The organism is Lepagella muris, from assembly GCF_004793975.1.
Taxonomy (GTDB): Bacteria; Bacteroidota; Bacteroidia; order Bacteroidales; family Muribaculaceae; genus Lepagella; species Lepagella muris.
In genome coordinates, this window is the sequence record NZ_SRYB01000005.1 from 27691 (window position 1) to 47126 (window position 19436).

Here is a 19436-nt window from a genome sequence, read left to right on the forward strand (position 1 = left end):
TTCATCTATAATAATTTGTGATATTTTTATACTTATAGTATCATTATCCGGAGTCTCACTGAAACATCGAATTGCTATATATACCGAAATCCCTATTATTCTTAGGTAGCATCGGGGTGAGATCCGGATTACGTTCCGGTTGCCATGTACGGATCTTTATGATCGGTTTATCTGCCTCATTTAGATCAACAAAAAGAAACAGGTAGCCTTGATCTCCGTAATGCTCAGAATAATAATCCTGTCTGATCTGTATGCCGAAAGTATCTCCTCCGTAGGCTGCCTTCTGTATATCGTTATCGGAGAAATTTATGTTGACATACTCATTACTTTTGAAGCATTTCTCCAGCTGCGACATATATTCCTCCTTACTCTTGCGCACAAACTCATACTGCGGCACCGTGCTGAGTCCTCCGCCATCGCCATCCAGACGCTGCATCTTCTGCAATTTATGACCTACTATAATATACGCATTTTCATCAAATATATTGCGTATATAGTCAAGTCTTTTTAATGCGAATGCAGTCTTGTAATTCTCAAGGAATGTCACGATTACCATCTTTACAGAATCGCTCCATGCCCCAACACCCTGGCTGAACACATCTTTACGGGCCGCTCCTCCAAGTCCGAACGCCACGCTCTCTATCCTCTTGTCGGGACTGAACGTGAAGGTCACGTCTTCTACAAAACTACGTCGGTTATTCTCAAACGAAAACTTCATCGGTACACTGCGCGCCACCACTCTCTCGCCAAACGGATAGTAACCGGGATCCGGCTCTCCGAGCAGGGATGCCTTACCGTATCCCAAAAGACGGTTAAACATGTCAAGACCCTCTTCCGTGAACAGGGATGCATCCGGCTTGTAATTTTTCCCCTTGACTGACTTCAGCACCTCCGTAAGAATTGCGTCATAATCCTTCGCATCTTTCTTGGCAAGAGGCGTCACTCCTTCCCGCTTACCTGCCTCCACCTGCGCCTGAAAATTCTTCTCAGCCCCTTTGTCTGCCTTTATCGCTTTACCCTCCACTCCTATCACCTTTCTCGCCTCCGGGAAAGCAAGCGGCTTGAACGTGGCGATCATGCTCTCAAGCTCCCTGTCGCTTTGGCTTGCCTCCGCGTATGAGGTCTCCACCACGAGCATGACGTCGTTCACCGGATAGTCTGCGGGGAAAGAGAGTTGACCCATGCCATCCTTCACTCCGTTGACCGGACTGTTCACCTTCCCGTTCCAGTAGGTGAAGTCAATCCCTGCAGCCGGTTCCCCTTTATACGTAAACAGCACGTCCACCCTATTTTCCGGTGCCGGCTCCACATTTGCAACCTCCACTTTTACCTCGCCGAGTATATCCCGCATACGGTTTGGGATCCAGTTGACCAGAAGCTGCTCCTCACCTTCTACTTTCATCTTAACGTCAGAAGGATACTGGAGAGAATGAAGCAGCACATACGCCCAGTTGAGAAAACGGAGCGCGTCATCCACTCTCCCCTTCTCCTCCGAACGTAACGCCGTGCGCACATAGTCCTCCACCCTATCGCGCCTGTGCTCAAACATCTTCTCCAACTCGGTGCGAAGCATATATCTCAACTGGCAGAACATTCCGTTCTCATCCCTGTAATTCACTATCTCCGTATTGTTGAGCGTGGCTTGAGAATAGGTGTTCATGACCGACTTCACATCTCGCTTGGAATCAAGTGCGTCATTGGTCAAGGTCTCCTCCTCCGTCATTGAGAATGAGCTTTGCACTGTTGTGCCGATCTTGCTCAACAGGTTGGCGAGGGCATTTCTGTCCGCCTCCGCCGGTGTCTCACCCGTACCCTCTCCATAGATATATTCCGGTCCCGTCTTTATCTGAATCAGTTTTGACTGGATTTCGCTGCTCTGCGCCGAAGCATCATGCGCGCAGGATAAGGCAGCAATTGCTACTAATAATTTCAAAAAAATCCTCATGACATTTATACTGTTTCATAGATTTCGTTTCCACAATCCTTATCCATCACATACAACACGGAGGACATTGAGTTTTATCAGTTATTCTGAAAAACTCTCTGTTCTCCGTGTCTTGATGGTAGTTAAAAATGCTTATTTAACCATGATCTTCATCTGCCCGATGATATAGATGCCCGGTGCGAGATCATGTACGCGGCAAACCTCTCCGGCGGTGACGTCGGCTATTCTGACTAACTGACCGACCGTATCGAAGATTCTCATCCGCTGACTGATACCGCTTCTTATTAAGAGATCATGATTCTCTACCCATATCTTGGTACCGAGTTCCGCCATGATATCCTCCACGTCAGACGACTCGAACACCGGCATACGCAATGCTCCGCTCTCAGAGGTCAGATAGCACTCAAACGGACGGGCATCCCTTATTCCGCTCTGGAACACACTGCCCGGTGCATAACCGTATTCACTGTCATCATTCAGCAGATATATGCTGTTGGATGCTGCACGCGGCATATAGGTTGCCCACATCTCCGTACTACCCTTATAGGCAAAGCCCTCCGGTTCAGGTGTAGCCTCAATGGTCACATTATCTGACTCGAACGTCACATCTCCGTTTATTATGTATTCATCATAATACCACGGATGATTAGGCATTGCTATCAAATAAGGCTTGTAGGCATCGATTGCATCTGTGCGTTGCCAGCCTGTGCCCGATGGCTCAAAGAGCCAGTAACGGTAGGCACCGCTTCCGGTAGAGGCAAAGGGCAGGATCTCGCCCGACGATGCCGTAACGGTCTGCACGTCAAACGGGAGCGTCAGTGTCTCCCAGCCGGAAGTGCCGCCAATCTCCGTCACCTTCGAGAAGTTGCGCACAAACTCAACATGAGCGGCATCAAACTTCAAGGGTGCATGGAACGGATAACGGTCATGAAGCGTAACTGCATCCGAATTTCCGTTGACAATCAGATTCATCTTCTCCGATACAGCCACGTCATTCTCCACGTTGTCATTGAGATAAAGGAGGATATTCGGATTCTCACCTGCCGGTCTGAATCCCGACTTGATGATTGCCTTGGGAGCATTCCATATCACTGCACAAAGCATCGTATTCCCGCTGAAGAGATTTTCACCGTAGGATGCCACGTCAGAAGGAAGACTCACACTCACCAATCCCATACCTGCAAACGCATTGTCAGCAAGTATCGGCGTGGAGGCATTCTTAAGATCCAGATGACGCAGCGACGTCATAGCTCTCAATAGTGCATAGTCAGCCTCATTCAACGGTCCAGCTACGCTAAACCTATCGATAGAAGCGAGCAGGGAGCTGTCTGCCCATCCGTAGCATTCCGAAAGGATACCGGCTTCCGCCGTCTCGGCATGTTCCTCATCGCCATACGCCCTGACGACGTACTCTGCCACGTCAGAATTCATGTAGTTATCCTTAACGGTAACCGCCTTAACCGTACAGAGACCACCGGCATCGATCCTTCCGGTATACTTCTCCCCGGCAGTCGGATCGCCGCCGTCAAGCGTGTAACGTATCTCGGCACCCTCTTCAGAAGTAGTCAAAGTGACGTACCGACCGTTGTAGACTATCTCTACACCCTGACACTTAAACTCACTGACAACGATCTCAGCCACATCCGATTCAAGATAATTAGGAGCAAGAGCCTTGGCATAGATTCTCCTGTTACCCTCTATAAGGATAGGTTCCGAATATTGAATCCAGTCACTCGCCCCATTGTCGGAGTAACTTATCACCGCACCCTCCGTATCGCTATGTAGCGACAGAAGTTTTGTAGCCTTATCGTAGCGTCCGTAAGGAGCCTTGGTCTTCTGCACTATCAACTCATAGCTTACAACCTCTGAATCATACATACCCGTCTTACGAGCCTGGGCATATATAATACCATTCTCGCTCATGGTGAATGGTGACTCATACAGACTCATGGCTACCGGATCATTATTATTGACTGCACAATATATAGAAGAGCCTTCCGTCTGTGCCGCGATACTGATAGTATTGCCATCAGCAGAGATAACCGGTGTCTTTACTGTATATGTGCTGTGAACATATCCGAAGTCGGTTATACTCGAAGGATTATACCCCTCCTTGTATGAGCGTGCGCGAACGGTAGTGTTGCCGCTCAGCATGAAGGGTGCTCCATACTCGGTGCTTGTCTCTGTCGGCTCGCTGCCATCAAGAGTATAGTAAGTATGTACGCCAGCGTGCAGGTCGGAAACAATCACCACCGCCATATTCTCCACTCGGATCAATGGATCATCGACAGTGTTGCTGTCGATAACCAATTCTGCGATATTGGAGTTATCGAGTTTTCCGGAAGGATCGACGGCTATCGCCTTGATCACTCCGTTGCGGTCAAACTCGAACGCCTCCTCATACTTCGTCGAAGCAGTGGTCGGTGCGCTGCCATCTGTAGTGTAATAGATCTCTGAGTCTGCATAGGTGAATTCCATTTCCACCAGCTTGGAGTATTCATCGTAAGTGACGTTAGGCAGCGGCAGCTTATTGCCATTGATCTCGTAGGAGACTATCTCCGAATCATACATGCCGGACATACGTGCCTGCGCATAGATGATACCGTTGACATTCATCTTAAACGGTGACTCATAACGTCTCATCGCTGCAGGGTCATCATTATCTATGCCATAATAGAGTTCCGACCCTTCCGTCTGTGCCGTAAGAGTTACAGTATGATCCTCAACACTGATAACTGGTGCCTTGGTGACATATACATTGTGGGAATATCCGAAGTCAGTTATACCGGAAGGAGTATATCCCTCCTTATATGATCTCGCACGTACCGTTACATTTCCGCTTAACATAAACGGTGCGCCATATTCCTCGCTTGACTCCGTTGGCTCACTACCGTCGAGAGTATAGTAAGTATGCACTCCAATATGCTGATCCGGAATAATCACCACAGCAAGATTCTCTATTCTGATTATCGGATTGGCAACCTTATTCGTGTCTATCACCAATTCAGCGATATTCGAGTCATCAAGTTTTCCGGTATTATCCACGGCTATCGCCTTGATAACACCATTCCTGTCAAACTCAAACTCACCCTCATACTTCGTAGAAGCAGTTGTCGGCGCTGACTCATCTGTCGTGTAATAGATATCGACATCCTGATTGTCACATGTAATGCTCACATACTTCGTATCAAGATACCTTATCACCGGAGTCGGAACCTTATTGCCGTTGACCTCGTAGGAGACTATCTCCGAATCATACATACCCGACATACGCGCCTGCGCATAGATGACACCGTTGACATTCATCTCAAACGGCGACTCATACAAACTCATCGCTTCCGGATTATCGTTATCTATACCGTAATAGAGTTCCGACCCTTCCGTCTCTACCGTAAGGGTTACAATACCATTCTCGACACTGATAATAGGAGCTTTCGTTACATGCAGACTATGCGTATAGACATATTCCACAATCTCCGAAGCATTATAACCCTCCTTGAACGAACGAGCCCGCACCGTAGCATCCTCTCCAAGCCGGAAAGGTGTTTCGTATACCACACTCTGTACTGTCGGTTCGGTCCCATCAAGAGTATAATGTGTCTTTACTCCCTCAATTGTATCGGATACAATCACAATGTCCAGATTATCCATACGGATAACCGGATTTGCCACTGTAAACGAATCAACTCTCAAAACGACGATATCCGACGGTTGAATATCCGACTTCGGCACACTTGCCATTGCTTTCACCACGGCATTATGCTTTAGAGGGAAGGGTTCGGCATAACGTAAACTCTCCACTGTTGGAACAGAATCATTCAGAGTGTAATAGATCTCCGCATCCTCACGAGCACAACGTATAGTTACACGTTCATTCACAAATTCAATCGTAGGCGTTGGCACGATATTAGGTGTACTCATCAGATGGAATGTAAACTTATCAGCAGAATTCTCCTCATTCTTCGGCACATCCCGGAGCACTGCAAAATATTCCCCCTCTTCAAGAGTCAATATTGCCATACTCTTCAGATCCTTTGCAGCTACTTGCGCAACCCTCTCACCATTACGATAAATCTGAAGGATAGCTTCTTGGTCAGCACGGAAATATAGGGGCGTGCCGGAAGATGTGAACTTAGCAACGGCAAACTCGCCGAACGCCGGTTTCTCAAACTCATGCAAGGAATTGACCTTTATCGGCACAGCGGTCGCAGAGAATGACCGCGATACCTCAACACTGTACAGAGTAGGAGATGACAACCCTAATTCCGTATCAAGCTGCAGCGCATAGTGAAGTGAATCACCACCCTCTACGGAAACGACATCACCGTCAAACTTGAGTTTTTTATCCTGCAATGAGAAGATGCTGTCCGGGATATCAACCATAAACGCCAGACTGTCGGTCAGACCATTCTCAATCTTGACATATCCAAGATTATTACCATTGAGACTGTGCGCATAGCCGATTATCGGAGCCTTGCGGGTCTCCTTAGGTAATACTATGAGTTTTCGATGCACCGAACCCCATTCATCTCCATTTCTCATACGGATATTGAAGTAGTGAACCTCCTTTCTACGGTCAAGTCCCGACAAATCAACATTGAATGACGTTGCATTTGAATGACAATCCCCTGCTACGCGATTGGAATAATCATCGTCAAGCCAATATTCATAATCTGTGGCAAATGAACCGAGTGCAGTGCAATAGAAATAGGTGGAATAGACCGAACCCCATTCACCGCCAGTTGTGCGGATTCGATAATTGAACCGATGCAAACCCTTGCGTAGACCTGTAACGTCAATCGTGTAGAGATTATCCCCGTCTGTCAGGTCACCGGAAGCCTTTTCTTTATAATTATTGTCAATCCAATATTCGTATGCTACCGCATCCCGATAATTGCCGGTAGTAAAGAATACACTCCGATAAACAGATCCCCATTCTCCGTAACCATTCTCAAGACGGCAATTGAAATAATGCATACCCGGCACAAGATCGGTTATCTCTACGGGGAAGGTAAGCGTATTCTCTGAAATAGACCCCGTGACCTTGGATGAATATCTGTTGTCAAACCAATATTCATAACCTTTGGCTCCGGATTTATTTGAGACCGTATAAAAATACTTGCTATAGATAGATCCGTATTCTCCGTCAACTGTATTCAACCTACAGTTAAAGCGATGCATACCGGGGACAAGATCCGAAAGGTCAACGGGGAAACTCAAATTATCCTCTGAAATTTCACCGATAGTCTTAGTCTCATACCCGTTATCTATCCACCATTCATACCCGCTAACGCCCACAGTATTTGAGACGGTATAAAATGTGGTGGTATAGATTGATCCCCACACATTATCCTCTGAACTGAGGCGACAGTTAAAGCGGTGCATACCCTTGGGCAGAGAGGATACATCAATTGTGAACTCCTCCTTATCCCCGGATATGGAACCGGTCTGTACGGAGGAGATATCATTGTCAAACCACCATTCATATCCTGACGGTGGCGCGGCATGTATCGCTCCTACTGCTAAGAGTAATGCTGTTATTGTTGTATATAATTTTCCCATGGAATAAAAAATTAAGAGGCATCTCCGAAATTCATATTAACAGACAAGACACCCCATGAGTTTGGGAAATCAGTTGGGAGCTACGCTTATAGTGACTTTAAGTTGATTAGCTTCCGAATCATAGACCACTGAACTTTTGGCAGAATCCACCGTCGGCACTGAAGGAGTCTCAGAGAATGGAAAATCTCCGCCATACACTCCAACCTGCGTACCATTCTCATCCAAATAACCAAGACTTACCAAATCAAGCGTACACTCTAAATTTTCATCCAAGATATTCGTAGTACTACCCTCCGATTCCTCTACAAAATAGCATTTATCATAAAGATGTCCATTGATACCTGCTGTAGAAGAACGTGGCATACATGTATTAAATACGTTACTATTATTATATTGCCCTGGATTTATAATATTACCTATTATTGAACCTGTTACAGTAAGAGGAGTGCATGATGCAGATCCAACATTGCAATTAATTATTGCGCAAAAATAGGCATTATCAAGGTTGCCTATTTTTGAATTCGTATAAATTATATTATTACCAGAACTTTGGCTACTTACATTTTCAATATAACATCTATCTACCATAATATTATTACCAGCATAGTAGGGATGCGCCAAATTCTGTATCCGACTTTTACGAATCTCCACATTACCAAGATTGTCTTTATTAGAACTACTAAAATCTAATTCGTGCAATCTCACCCCGTCAAATAGAGGTGCATCCATCATATATTTTTCACTCACAGATATAAAGATATCTGCAAGAATATGTGACTTATAACCACATCCGACAATACTTAGTCTCTTTTTAAGTGTCAGTTCACCATCAGTAACAGCGAAGTTACCCTCCGAGAGATAGATGATATCCCCATTCTGGGCAGAGTCTATCGCCTCAGTAAAGGCTGAAAGACTGGTGAAGAAAGAGAGTTCTCCATTGTGGGAGAGTGTCACGAGCGGTCGCTGCGCCATGGCAGAGACAACGATGCCGAGTACGGCAATCAGTGTAAAAATACGTTTCATTTTGTTTAATTTTTATTTGTTTGAAAAAAGTTTTAAATAATCTTCAACACAGAGAAATCAAAAAATCTCCGTGCCCCTTGCGGTCTCCGTGGTGAGTTTAACCACTGAGACCACAGAGTTTTTTTATAATATTTGATAATTTCTCCGTGCCCTTTGCGGTCTCCGTGGTTAAACCCCACAGAGGAGTATCACAAACCCCTCCGTGGTAAAGTTTAGTTGGCATTCGGACCATCTGGCGGAGTATTATCCCCCTCATCCGGTACCAATCCCTCCGTAGTGAAGGATATCCGGTCAGTCACGGCTTCGTTAAGAGCGGTTCGCACGAATATCTCTATCAGATATTCCGTCTTCGGCGACATGAAATCAACCGACTCTATCTCAAAACTCGTGACATTCGCATTTATCGGTTTTGTGTAAGTCACTATATGACTACCATCCGCATTATAGATCGTGATGCCACCCTCTGTAACGTCTACATCGGAATTCAACTCTGCCGTGACAAACACCTGTCTTGCTGTCGGTCGTATATCATAACTTACAATCTCCACACCCCGATACACTATCTCTGCATCCGTGGTGAATTCTACCTGCTCACCCTCTACAGTCGATACCATAGACGTGACGTATGGAACTGCCATGTAGCGGACACCCTCATCCAATCCGGTGACATTCACCGTGACGGGTCCCGACAACGGATAGGAACCATTGACGCGCTCCGCCGGATAGCGATCCACCGTCTCACCTCCGGCAACCTTCACTTCCACGCCAACCTCCTGGACAGGCGCAACCGATTCGTAATTGACCGTCAGATAACCCTCATGATACTTCACGCTGTCAACCGAGGCACGCACTCCCGTCGGGGGTGTGCCCGCCGCCTGCGTAACCGTGAAGGAATCGGGCAATGTACCGAGATACGGTATCAGATCCCCGTTCTGTGGACGGAGCAGAAGCGTGACGCTACGCTCCGAAGGAGTGTAGTTCGGACCAACCTCAACGTCTACCGTTATCCTGTCCCACTTACCCTCTCCGGATATACCCGGATTGCAGGTGAGCCATGACGCATCACCACGTGAAACCTCGAAATTCCATGAGACGGTACTCTCAAACTCAAGCATGAACGACCCACCCCTCTCCGGAAGGGTGATGTCATCCTGTTTCCCCATACTGAACTTCAGCTGCGCCTGCATCACGTCAACCTCTATCCGCTTGTTGATGTTGCGGGCGGAAAGATAGAGCTTACCCTGCTTGACTCCGGAATTATAGTTCGGCTGACCCTCCACGGTCACCGTGCCGTCACCCTTCTCTACCGACTGCTTTACAGAGAAGGTGTTGCCCGACTCCTCTATCGTTGCGTCCCAATATGTAGTTGCCTTTACGTCTATAGTCTGCGCGGTCCCGTCTGCCGATAGGAGGATCGCCCCCTTCTGCTCCACGCTTATCGTGATGTCTGACTCCGGTCCGGGATAGTAGGATTCCTCCGTAGTGTCGCATGCCGCAGCAATGAGCAGCGGCATCGCGTATAATACGATTCTCGTTATCGTTCTCATCTTTCTCAGAAATTAAATGTGACACCGGCGCCTACATAGAAACCTCCCTTGCTGAAGCCGCCATATTCCGCTATCTCCCTGTACAACTCGTTCTCCTTGACAGCAACCGCATACTCCGGATTGATGTAGACGCCCACGTTGGGGATGGGATTGAATACAAGGCGTGCCCCGACAGAGACGTTGTGGCACATCGCACCGTTCCCGTGGACACCGCCGCGAAGACGCTGACCGAGATAGCCCACCTGCGGGGTTAGTCCGACTCGCTGGACGAAACTGAACTGATAGCCTGCCTTCACCTCTATCTCATCCATCGTGTAGGTGCACTTGTCATCGTAGAGTCCCGGCTTCGGCTTCTCAAACCAGTAGACCTCATCGCTCTTGCCGAGTCCGAGGGTATAACCCAATTCAAGATTCACGTTATGGAACACTCCGCCGACGTGCGCGCTCACGCCATAGATTGTCCCGTAGGTGAAGCCGATACCGGCATACATCGCATTGCTCCTTACATACTGCACGCGCTGCAGGGTGACAGTGTCAAGCGTCTCCTGATTCCGCTCCACCTTGAACGTACCTGTATACGGATGATAACCCTTCTTACGGAATGTATAGCTGTAGTCGCCAACCTTCAGGGTCTTCGACAGGTTATGCTCCGCAACGATGGTGTCTCCGTCATAGATCCTGACTCCCGTGTTCGGGAACACCGCAACTGAGAGATGACCCTTGTACGATACAAGAGGCGGCACATCAAGCATTACTGGAACCCCGGCTATCACACTGAATGTCTTAACCGCATCCTCAAAATTAGGCTTCTTAAATTCTACGGTATACTTCCCCTCCCTAAGACGGGGTCGCCATTCCCCTATGCCAACACGTCTGCCCTCAAAATAGATTCCGGCATTATCGGGCACACGGACAGTCACGTCGGAATACTTCAGGTTCTCATCCTCCATCGGAAGCTCTATACGTGCCTGGGTCTCCGGAGTGATCATGACATTGCCGTCATAGAGCATCGAGCCCTGCTCCGCCTTCACGGCATGCTCCCCGTAGGAGAGATAGATGTTGAGCGGGCTGACACCGACGGAATCCCCGTCAACCCATATAGGTGCCTGACGGACGCTGGCGGAGAGCGTAACCTCCTTACCCTCCACGGTCAGTTCCATGGAGTAGGTCTTGCCTGCCGTTATCTCCTCGTCAAAGTAATAGCGGAGTGGGGAATACTTCTGGTTGGTGATCTCGATTGATTGCGAGCGAGCCGGAATGTAGAGCCATATCTGACCCGGCTTGTTGACGCGCGCCACCACGCCCATGACTCCGTTGCTGATATAGGTCTGCTCTATATCAAGCGGCGTGTAGATCTTCACGAGCGCAGCGGTCTTCCCGTTCTGATCCCTCTTCATGGTCTCCCGGTTGATTGCCGTCTGGTCGGTCGGGAGCGACCTGAAGTTACGGACCACAAGGTTAGCACCCTGCACCGTGAGAGCAGTGAAAGCTGCCACTATACAGACTGTGACAGCCACTACCCTTCGTTGTAGAATTGTTCTCCTCATAAATCGGTTTCATTATATTTGATTAGTTTTTCCTTGATAATGAAGTTTTCTAAACCTCAATTAAATAAAATGACAATATTTCGATCCGCTTCAATGAATTTTCCGGTGTTATAGTTGATGCCTTTAAGGCATCAACTATAACCGAAGTAGTGGTTATTGAGTCTGGTAAATGGTAAGTATGAAAGCGAAAATATAGAAAGTCTACCCCTTCAGATATGTTCACATCAATCTTAAATCCAATAGAAATTTAATACCACATCAACAAAATTTATTGATATTAGTCATTTAGAAATCAAAATTAGTATAAAAATCTCGTTTTACCCCCCGATTGTTAATTTGTGTTAAATTATAGTTAATAATTACAAATATTATGTAAATATTAACCCACTATAACGCAGAGAGCGCGGAACTTCTGCCATAAAATACAGCAAAAGCTCCGCGCTCTCCTTACTAAGAATTGATGTTCACGAAGAATTCAAAGAAATAAAAGAAATTAATTTTTACCGGATAGTTTAAATTTATAAGAACCAAAAATTTCTTTTTATTCTTTTATTTCTTCGTAAAAATATGAGAAATATAAACGTCAGAATAGGTCTTTGATATTATTTCCATCATCCCAATGATGGTCTTTCGGGAAGGGTTTCCCTCCCCATGCCTTTCTGTTTGTCCAATCCTGTGGAGCATCTGTCCAGAAAGGATGTGTGGCGGGCAGTCCGAGAGGGAGGAACGACAAAGAGGTCATGTATAAGGAGCCGTTATTGGTATACCAGTCAGCAATATTCGGCTGTCTGCCCGCAAACCCAATAGTTAGGAACCCGCCATCATTAAAGTTCTCTCTTCCGTCAAACATACGCTTCATAACCGCTGTCAACGCTGAACGCACCTGACCGTTGGTAAGTCCTGACGGAAGTTTCTCATACCATGCCATTAATGCAAGCGGCTGAAGAGTCGCCATCCTGTATGGAATGGAACGTCCGAACACAGGGAACGTACCTTCCGGAGAAATCATACGTTCAAGTACAATAGAGAACTTCTGTGCTCTTTTCAAAGCCTTATCATAATACTTTCCATAATGGATGCGTGTATATTTTCCGGCATCCTTCATCGCCTGAAGAGTCTCTAAAAGCATCGGATGGAAAACGTAGCTGCTATAATAGTCGTAGGCAAAAGATGGTCCGTCGGCATACCAGCCATCACCGACATACCATTCATTGACTTTGCGTATTGCAGAGTTCACCCGATAGTCATCGCAATATGCTCCGGCTTTTGCAAGAAAACTCTCTATTGTGGATGAAAAAAGAACCCAGTTCGTGTAAGGTGGATCAATATGGCGCATATTGGAGAATGCATCTATATACCGTTTTTTCGTCACTTCATCAAGAGGCATCCAGAGGGCATCATATCCTCTCAGAAAACTCTCTGCCACGTAAGCGGCATCCACGAGAGCCTGACCCTCCCCCTGCCACAAAAGGCAATCCGGACTTGACGGATCTACTGCATTACGGTAGGATGCAAGTGCCATGTCGCGAAGCTCCTTCCTTTTCTTACCCTCAGCCGTGTCATCATCGGGAAGAGCAAGCCATGGTGCGATACCCGCCATAAGGCGTCCGAACGTCTCCATATATGTGACTTTCTTATTACGTCCATCCCAATTAGGACTTACCTCAACCTGCATATTCTTCTGAAGTTCCCCTTTCGACATATTGCTAAGAACCGGATATGCTATCTTATTCAATAGATCTAACCAATAAGCCCTATCTGAATTATTCGCAGACTCAAGCATCCTTACATACTCACAAGCGGCAAGCAGGAATGCTCCGACTCCAAAATCTGCCGTAGATTTTGCATCCACCACCTGACCCGGTATCGCCTTCTCTCCTATAGGTTGCACATAACCTACACGACCATCCTTCTGAAGTGCCTTATTCTTCAGGTAATTCCAGCCCTTCTGAGCAGACTCCTTATATTTAGTATCCGTAAGATAACCATTATTGATACCCCAAAGCAATCCGTAAGTAAAGAATGCTGTGCCTGAAGTCTCCGGGCCGGGTGCATGTGCCTCGTCATACATTGACCGACTCCAATACCCTTCCGGTTGCTGACAAGCCACCACTGCTGAAGCCATATCCTTATAGCGACGCTCAAAAAAGTCTCGGTGTTTATATTCCGTGGGTAAATCCTGTAGCACTTTCGCAAGTCCGGCAAGAACCCATCCGTCACCACGTGCCCAAAAATCTTTCTTGCCATTCGCACTCTTATGTTTGGGATAAGTGTATTTTGCATCTCTGTAATACAGATTCTCCTCCGGATCAAACATGATGCTATCTGAGAATGTGATATACTCATATAGTTTGTCAAGGTATCTGTTATTCCCGGTGATCTTATACAGCTTTGTCATTACGGGCATAACCATATAAAGTCCATCAGCCCACCACCAGTAATCATTAGCAGGTGTCGACATCTCATATTCCATAACCTCACGCGCACGACTTATGCGGCGATCATCGGGAAGGATGTTGTAGAGGTCGGCGTATGTCTGGAAACATATCTGCCAATCGCCGAAAAGCACGTGCTCATCCGTCTCTCCATAATTATACTTCCACTTACTGCGGTCATTGCTCTTCGCGCCTTTCCACTCATTATGCTCAGCCCATCGCTGCGAATAATCAAGCCAATCCTCATTACCTGTAAGACGATAAGCCTCCATATTCCCGGTATGATAAGCGGCATGATGCCAAAATGGATTAACCTCAGCCTTATTATTAGACTGCCAGTAATTATTCACCTTTGATATGATCAAGCGTACTTCCGATGCTTCTTTCAACGGATCCGACTGCTTCGGAGCACCACTCACACCGAATGACATTACCAGTGTCCCCACGACAAATGGTATAGATTTTAATCTGTTGTTCATATTCATATATGCTTCATGATGTTATTGTTTTACAAAATTAATGTATCGAGTTGACTCTTCAATTCATTTATATGTCAAAATAACGCAAATATATTTCAATAATACGTATTACACCCCTTTTTTGAATAATCCGGACTATTCTCCCATGAATTTTGACAGATAAGAAACATTTCTGAACGATATGTTATACATTCTCTCCGAATTTATTCATAATTTTGTAAAGGTATTATCAATATCTTTTGATTAATTAGCTTTTGAAGTTGTCTATACTTCTCGAAATCCTGAAAAAATGAGACAATATACTTTATATCTAATCTTACTATTATCTTTATGGCTGGCACCTCATTCCAGAAGTGAGCAACCATACATCCATCATTTGGATCATTCTAACGGACTAAACAGTAATTACGTCAGAGGGATTGGTCAGGATGGACATGGTTTTGTATGGGTAGTGACCGGAAATGGATTGAATCGGTTTGATGGGACAGCTTTCTCACGTTTTACAAAAGAGAATTCCGGACTTTCAAGTAATGAACTTAATTGTGTGGTAAAAGATCCCATAAATCCCGACAAGCTATGGATTGGCACACGATATAACGGAATCTGCATTTATGATTATTCTACTGATAAGATTTCCGAATTCAAGGGAGAAATACTCACTTCTGATGTGACAGGATTATCCATATCTTCCGACAACAAGATATGGATCACTCACTACCACATGCCTCCGGAAAAGCTGGATCCGGCTACCGGCAATGTCGAACGTATATTCAGAAGTATTCCTAAGAATTTTCCACTTCCTGTATGGTGTTCAATGGAGAGTGACGATGGTAAATTATATATAGGACATGAAAACACCGGATTCTCATCTTTAGATCTCAAGTCTATGAATTTTGAGAATTTCATGCATGATGCGAATAATCCCGAATCCATATCCGGTAATACTGTTTATTCCATTTGTATAGATAATGACGGTATGGTGTGGTTAGGGACTGAAAATGGTCTGTCTCGTTTTAATCCGACAAATAAGAAATTCACATCCATATTTCACAATGATTCTCCTGATTCGCTATTGCCGGGACAAGTAAAAGCTATATCTCTCATGAAAAATGGTGACCTGTGGATTGCCACTTCTAAAGGAGGTGTAAGCATACTCTCAAGAGATGATCAAAAGAGAGGAATTTATACCTTTAAGAATCTGACTCCCTCATCCGGTTTTGATCCGGATGGTAATCTATATTCCACTGCATCAACATCCATTTTTGAAGATTCGTTCGGGAACAAATGGATCGGATACTATAGTGATGGTATTGATGTGGTCTGTAATACCCCACCTTTCTTCCGAATGATCTCAATATTCAGACCGAAAGGCAGTAAATTGTCACACCCGGCTGTTTGGAGTCTTGCCAATGACTCTGAAAATGGTATCTGGATTGGTGGTGATCGTGAATTTGCAAAAATAGGGAATTTTTTCCCTATAATATATAAACTTCCCTCCTCATCGACAGGACAGAACACTCCGATAAGAGCCATTAATGCTATCGACAATGGAATGATCCTTCTTGGAACGAGTAATGACGGGGCATATCTATTTGATTCCCAAAATGGTCTTTTCACCAAAATCAATGGTATTGATCCGGAAGTCAGATGTTTTTTCAAAGATAAAGATCGGGGCTTGTTAGTTGGCACACATAATGGTGTATACGTAATCAATAATAATATGTCGGCATATCCGATTTATGAAATTAATGAGGTGCTGCCCGACAAGTATATCACATCTATATTAAACGACAATTCCGGCAACATCTTAATCGCCACTTTCGGCAAAGGAATTGTTGTCTTCAACAAAGAAAACAGACCGATATGCCATTTGCTTAAAAAAGACGGATTACCGACAAATAGCGTCAACTCTCTTTTTATGGATTCCAAAGGGAATATCTGGGTGGCTACCCGTGAAGGTGTTGCAAAAATAGAGAATGGTAATTTTAATAGGATTATCAAATGCGATATGCCGGCAAATTCCACAAGCACAAATATAAAGGCTTTGATCGAAGACCATGACCGGAAAATCTGGATGACGGCAGAGGAGGGAATATTCTCATGCGACATAAATGACTCTATATTTATATGCAACCATGCCGGGAATTCCGATATGAAAGCATTTATTGAGTCAAGTGCATCTTTTTTCAAAGGATGGGTATTGTTCGGCTCTCTTAATGGATTAGCACTGTTCAATCCGGAAAGATTGGATGGGAATATGGGGAATAATGATAAGTTGATTATCAACAATATCATAGCTCATGACAAGGATAATGGCAATAACGACTTAGAAATCTCAATACCTATAGTCTCCGACAAAATACGGCTACCACATAATCTCAATACGTTCAGGATTAAACTAAATATACCGGATATATCTGTTGCTCTAAATTCTGAGATAAGATACAGGATGGAAGGTGTGAATGAGACTTGGATGAATCTAAATCCGGAATATGAGGCGATATATCGCAATATGAAACCCGGGAAATACGTATTCATTATCAGTCGGAAAATCAATGGAGGAGAATGGTCAGAGCCAACACAGTTATTAACAATTACCATAACACCCCCATTATATCTGACATGGTGGGCAAAGATGCTATATCTTCTGTCGCTCATTATAATAGTGTGTTTGTTTACCTATTTTTATAAGTATAAACTAAATCTTGAGAAGAATCTTGATGTAGAAAAGGAGAGCAGAATCAACAGCCAGCTTCTCAATGAAGAAAGAATGGCATTCTACACCAATATTACTCATGAATTACGCACTCCCCTTTCTTTAATAATAGGCCCGATAGAGGATCTTATTAATGATCCTGACATAAGGGACGAACATCGTAAGAAATTGCATACTATACGCACAAGCTCAATGCGGCTTCTGAATCTAATAAACGGGATATTGGAATTCCGGAAAACAGAGACCAGAAATCGCAAACTTGAGGTATGTCGTGGCAATCTTGTTAATTTTGTCAGGGAAATTGGACTCCGGTTTAAGGAACTCAACAGCAATAAGGATGTAAACATTGTTATTGCAATCAATATGCCGGAAGAACAAGATATGTATTACGACCCGGAAATGATCAATATAATCCTGAATAATCTTCTTGGGAATGCTATGAAATACACCAAGAAGGGAGGGATCACTCTTTCAGTAAGCGAACATGAACGCAATTGCTTGAGATATATCGATATTACCGTATCTGATACCGGCGAAGGAATATCTCCGGAAATCCTTCCTCACATATTCAAACGATATTATCAAGCAAATCATAATAAAAAAGTGGCGGGGACCGGTATAGGACTTGCTCTAACTCAGAACCTTGTGGAACTACATGAGGGATTGATTTCTGTCTCGTCCGAACAAGGCAAAGGAAGCTCTTTCACCGTAAGTCTTCTTATTGATAATAACTATCCGAATGCAATACATAAGGATATATCCGGAGATAATGAGACTGCCGACGTAACCGTAAGACCTGATATAAATATACAGTCTGAACGTCTGACCATACTGATTGTTGAAGATGATGAAGATGTGAAGGATTATATTGCAAGTTCATTTGCAGATACTTATAATGTAATATGTGCGTCCAATGGTAAGGAGGGACTTGATTCTGTGAAAGCAAACTTCCCGGATATTGTCATCAGCGACATAATGATGCCCGTCATGGATGGAATCGAACTATGTCATGCTATAAAATCGGATGTTGCAACAAGTCATATCCCTGTGATTCTTCTCACCGCAAAAGATTCGCTACTTGATAAGGAAGAGGGATATAATTCCGGGGCAGACTCCTACATTACAAAACCTTTCAGTATAAAATTACTTCAATCTCGAATAAACAACATATTGAAGGCTCGGCACAACCTTGCTCTACGCCTTCTTTCTGAACCTAATTCCGGACAGAACACCATTTCTGATGCTGGGGTAACTATTTCGAAAGAAGATGTTTCCGATAAAGAGATTGTCAAAGAGAATAATCTTTCAATACTTGACAGGAACTTTATCTCAAAACTAAGAATGGTGGTGGAAGATAATATTGAGATGGAGGATATGGATATGCCGTTCCTTACTGATAAGATGTGTATGAGCCACTCCACTCTATACCGAAAAGTGAAAGGCATTACCGGATTGACTCCAAATGAATTTATCCGTAAAATTAAACTGACAAGGGCTGTGCAGCTTCTCAAAAGTGAGAATGTGGCTATAAATGAAATTCCATTCCTTACCGGATTCAACAGCATATCCTACTTCAGAAGAGTGTTCAAGAAGGAATTTGGCATCACTCCCTCTGAATTCATTCAAAATAGAACAGATCAACAAAATTAATACTTCTTAATAACCTCTTATCTCATGTTAACAAAACTATCCCTCTCATTTATGTCTCTCATTCTGTCTATCGGAATCGGAAGTGCCAAGATTGCCCCAGATAAAGGTGGAATATGGCAGGATTCCGACGGCAATCATATAAATTGTCATGGTGGAGGCATTCTTAAAGATCAAAACGGAACTTTCTATTGGTATGGCGAACATCGTGGTGTAAATGCACCGCAGGAAGGTGTCGCATGCTACGTTTCCAAGGATTTAAAGAATTGGGAAAACAAAGGCATTGTCATGCGCGTAAGTGATGAATCCGGAGCAATAGTTGAACGTGGTTCCACTATTGAACGACCTAAAGTGATTTACAACCCCAAAACAGGAAAATATGTAATGTGGTTTCATCATGAACTTAAAGGGAAAGGATATGCTGCCGCCCAGACTGCCGTAGCTGTTGCTGACAATCCTCTCGGTCCATTCAAGCCTATCAGAAGCGGACGCGTCAATGCCGGGAAGCTACCTATAAATCTTGATAAATCGCTGA

Annotated in this window: 7 protein-coding genes; 1 reads left to right on the forward strand and 6 read right to left on the reverse strand. The window is 44.7% G+C overall.

All coding sequences use genetic code 11. The annotated features are described in order from the left end of the window. Window positions 1-55: 55 nt before the first annotated feature. From E5331_RS04825 to E5331_RS04850, 6 genes are all read right to left on the reverse strand, one after another. On the reverse strand, window positions 56-1933 hold the full coding sequence (locus tag E5331_RS04825) for an LPP20 family lipoprotein (RefSeq protein WP_168355140.1): 1878 nt from the start codon (window positions 1931-1933) through the stop codon (window positions 56-58). 144 nt (window positions 1934-2077) lie between these two features. Next, window positions 2078-7507 carry a chitobiase/beta-hexosaminidase C-terminal domain-containing protein gene (locus tag E5331_RS04830; RefSeq protein WP_123481845.1) on the reverse strand — a complete coding sequence of 1810 codons (5430 nt, stop codon included), beginning with the start codon at window positions 7505-7507 and terminating at the stop codon, window positions 2078-2080. Between the two features lie 69 nt (window positions 7508-7576). Continuing rightward, window positions 7577-8530: a hypothetical protein gene (locus E5331_RS04835; RefSeq protein ID WP_123481844.1), complete on the reverse strand. Its 954-nt coding sequence runs from the start codon at window positions 8528-8530 to the stop codon at window positions 7577-7579. A 212-nt stretch (window positions 8531-8742) separates the two neighbouring features. Next, complete coding sequence (locus tag E5331_RS04840) at window positions 8743-10077, reverse strand: BACON domain-containing protein (protein WP_135985662.1); 1335 nt, start codon at window positions 10075-10077, stop codon at window positions 8743-8745. A gap of 5 nt (window positions 10078-10082) precedes the next feature. After that, window positions 10083-11624: a hypothetical protein gene (locus E5331_RS04845; protein ID WP_135985660.1), complete on the reverse strand. Its 1542-nt coding sequence runs from the start codon at window positions 11622-11624 to the stop codon at window positions 10083-10085. A gap of 583 nt (window positions 11625-12207) precedes the next feature. Continuing rightward, the gene (locus tag E5331_RS04850; protein WP_275441086.1) at window positions 12208-14538 is read right to left on the reverse strand and encodes a DUF2264 domain-containing protein; all 2331 of its coding nucleotides are present in this window, start codon (window positions 14536-14538) and stop codon (window positions 12208-12210) included. A 289-nt stretch (window positions 14539-14827) separates the two neighbouring features. On the opposite strand from E5331_RS04850, the gene E5331_RS04855 reads away from it, so the two are divergent. Then, window positions 14828-18904 carry a hybrid sensor histidine kinase/response regulator transcription factor gene (locus E5331_RS04855; protein WP_123481840.1) on the forward strand — a complete coding sequence of 1359 codons (4077 nt, stop codon included), beginning with the start codon at window positions 14828-14830 and terminating at the stop codon, window positions 18902-18904. The last annotated feature ends 532 nt before the right edge of the window (window positions 18905-19436 follow it).

Bases quoted from the DNA above. Each gene is read 5' to 3' on its own strand.
- E5331_RS04850 (WP_275441086.1), bottom strand. From the start codon at position 14,538: ATGAACAACAGATTAAAATCTATACCATTTGTCGTGGGGACACTGGTA.
- E5331_RS04840 (WP_135985662.1), bottom strand. From the start codon at position 10,077: ATGAGAACGATAACGAGAATCGTATTATACGCGATGCCGCTGCTCATT.
- E5331_RS04845 (WP_135985660.1), bottom strand. From the start codon at position 11,624: ATGAGGAGAACAATTCTACAACGAAGGGTAGTGGCTGTCACAGTCTGT.
- E5331_RS04830 (WP_123481845.1), bottom strand. From the start codon at position 7,507: ATGGGAAAATTATATACAACAATAACAGCATTACTCTTAGCAGTAGGA.
- E5331_RS04855 (WP_123481840.1), top strand. From the start codon at position 14,828: ATGAGACAATATACTTTATATCTAATCTTACTATTATCTTTATGGCTG.
- E5331_RS04835 (WP_123481844.1), bottom strand. From the start codon at position 8,530: ATGAAACGTATTTTTACACTGATTGCCGTACTCGGCATCGTTGTCTCT.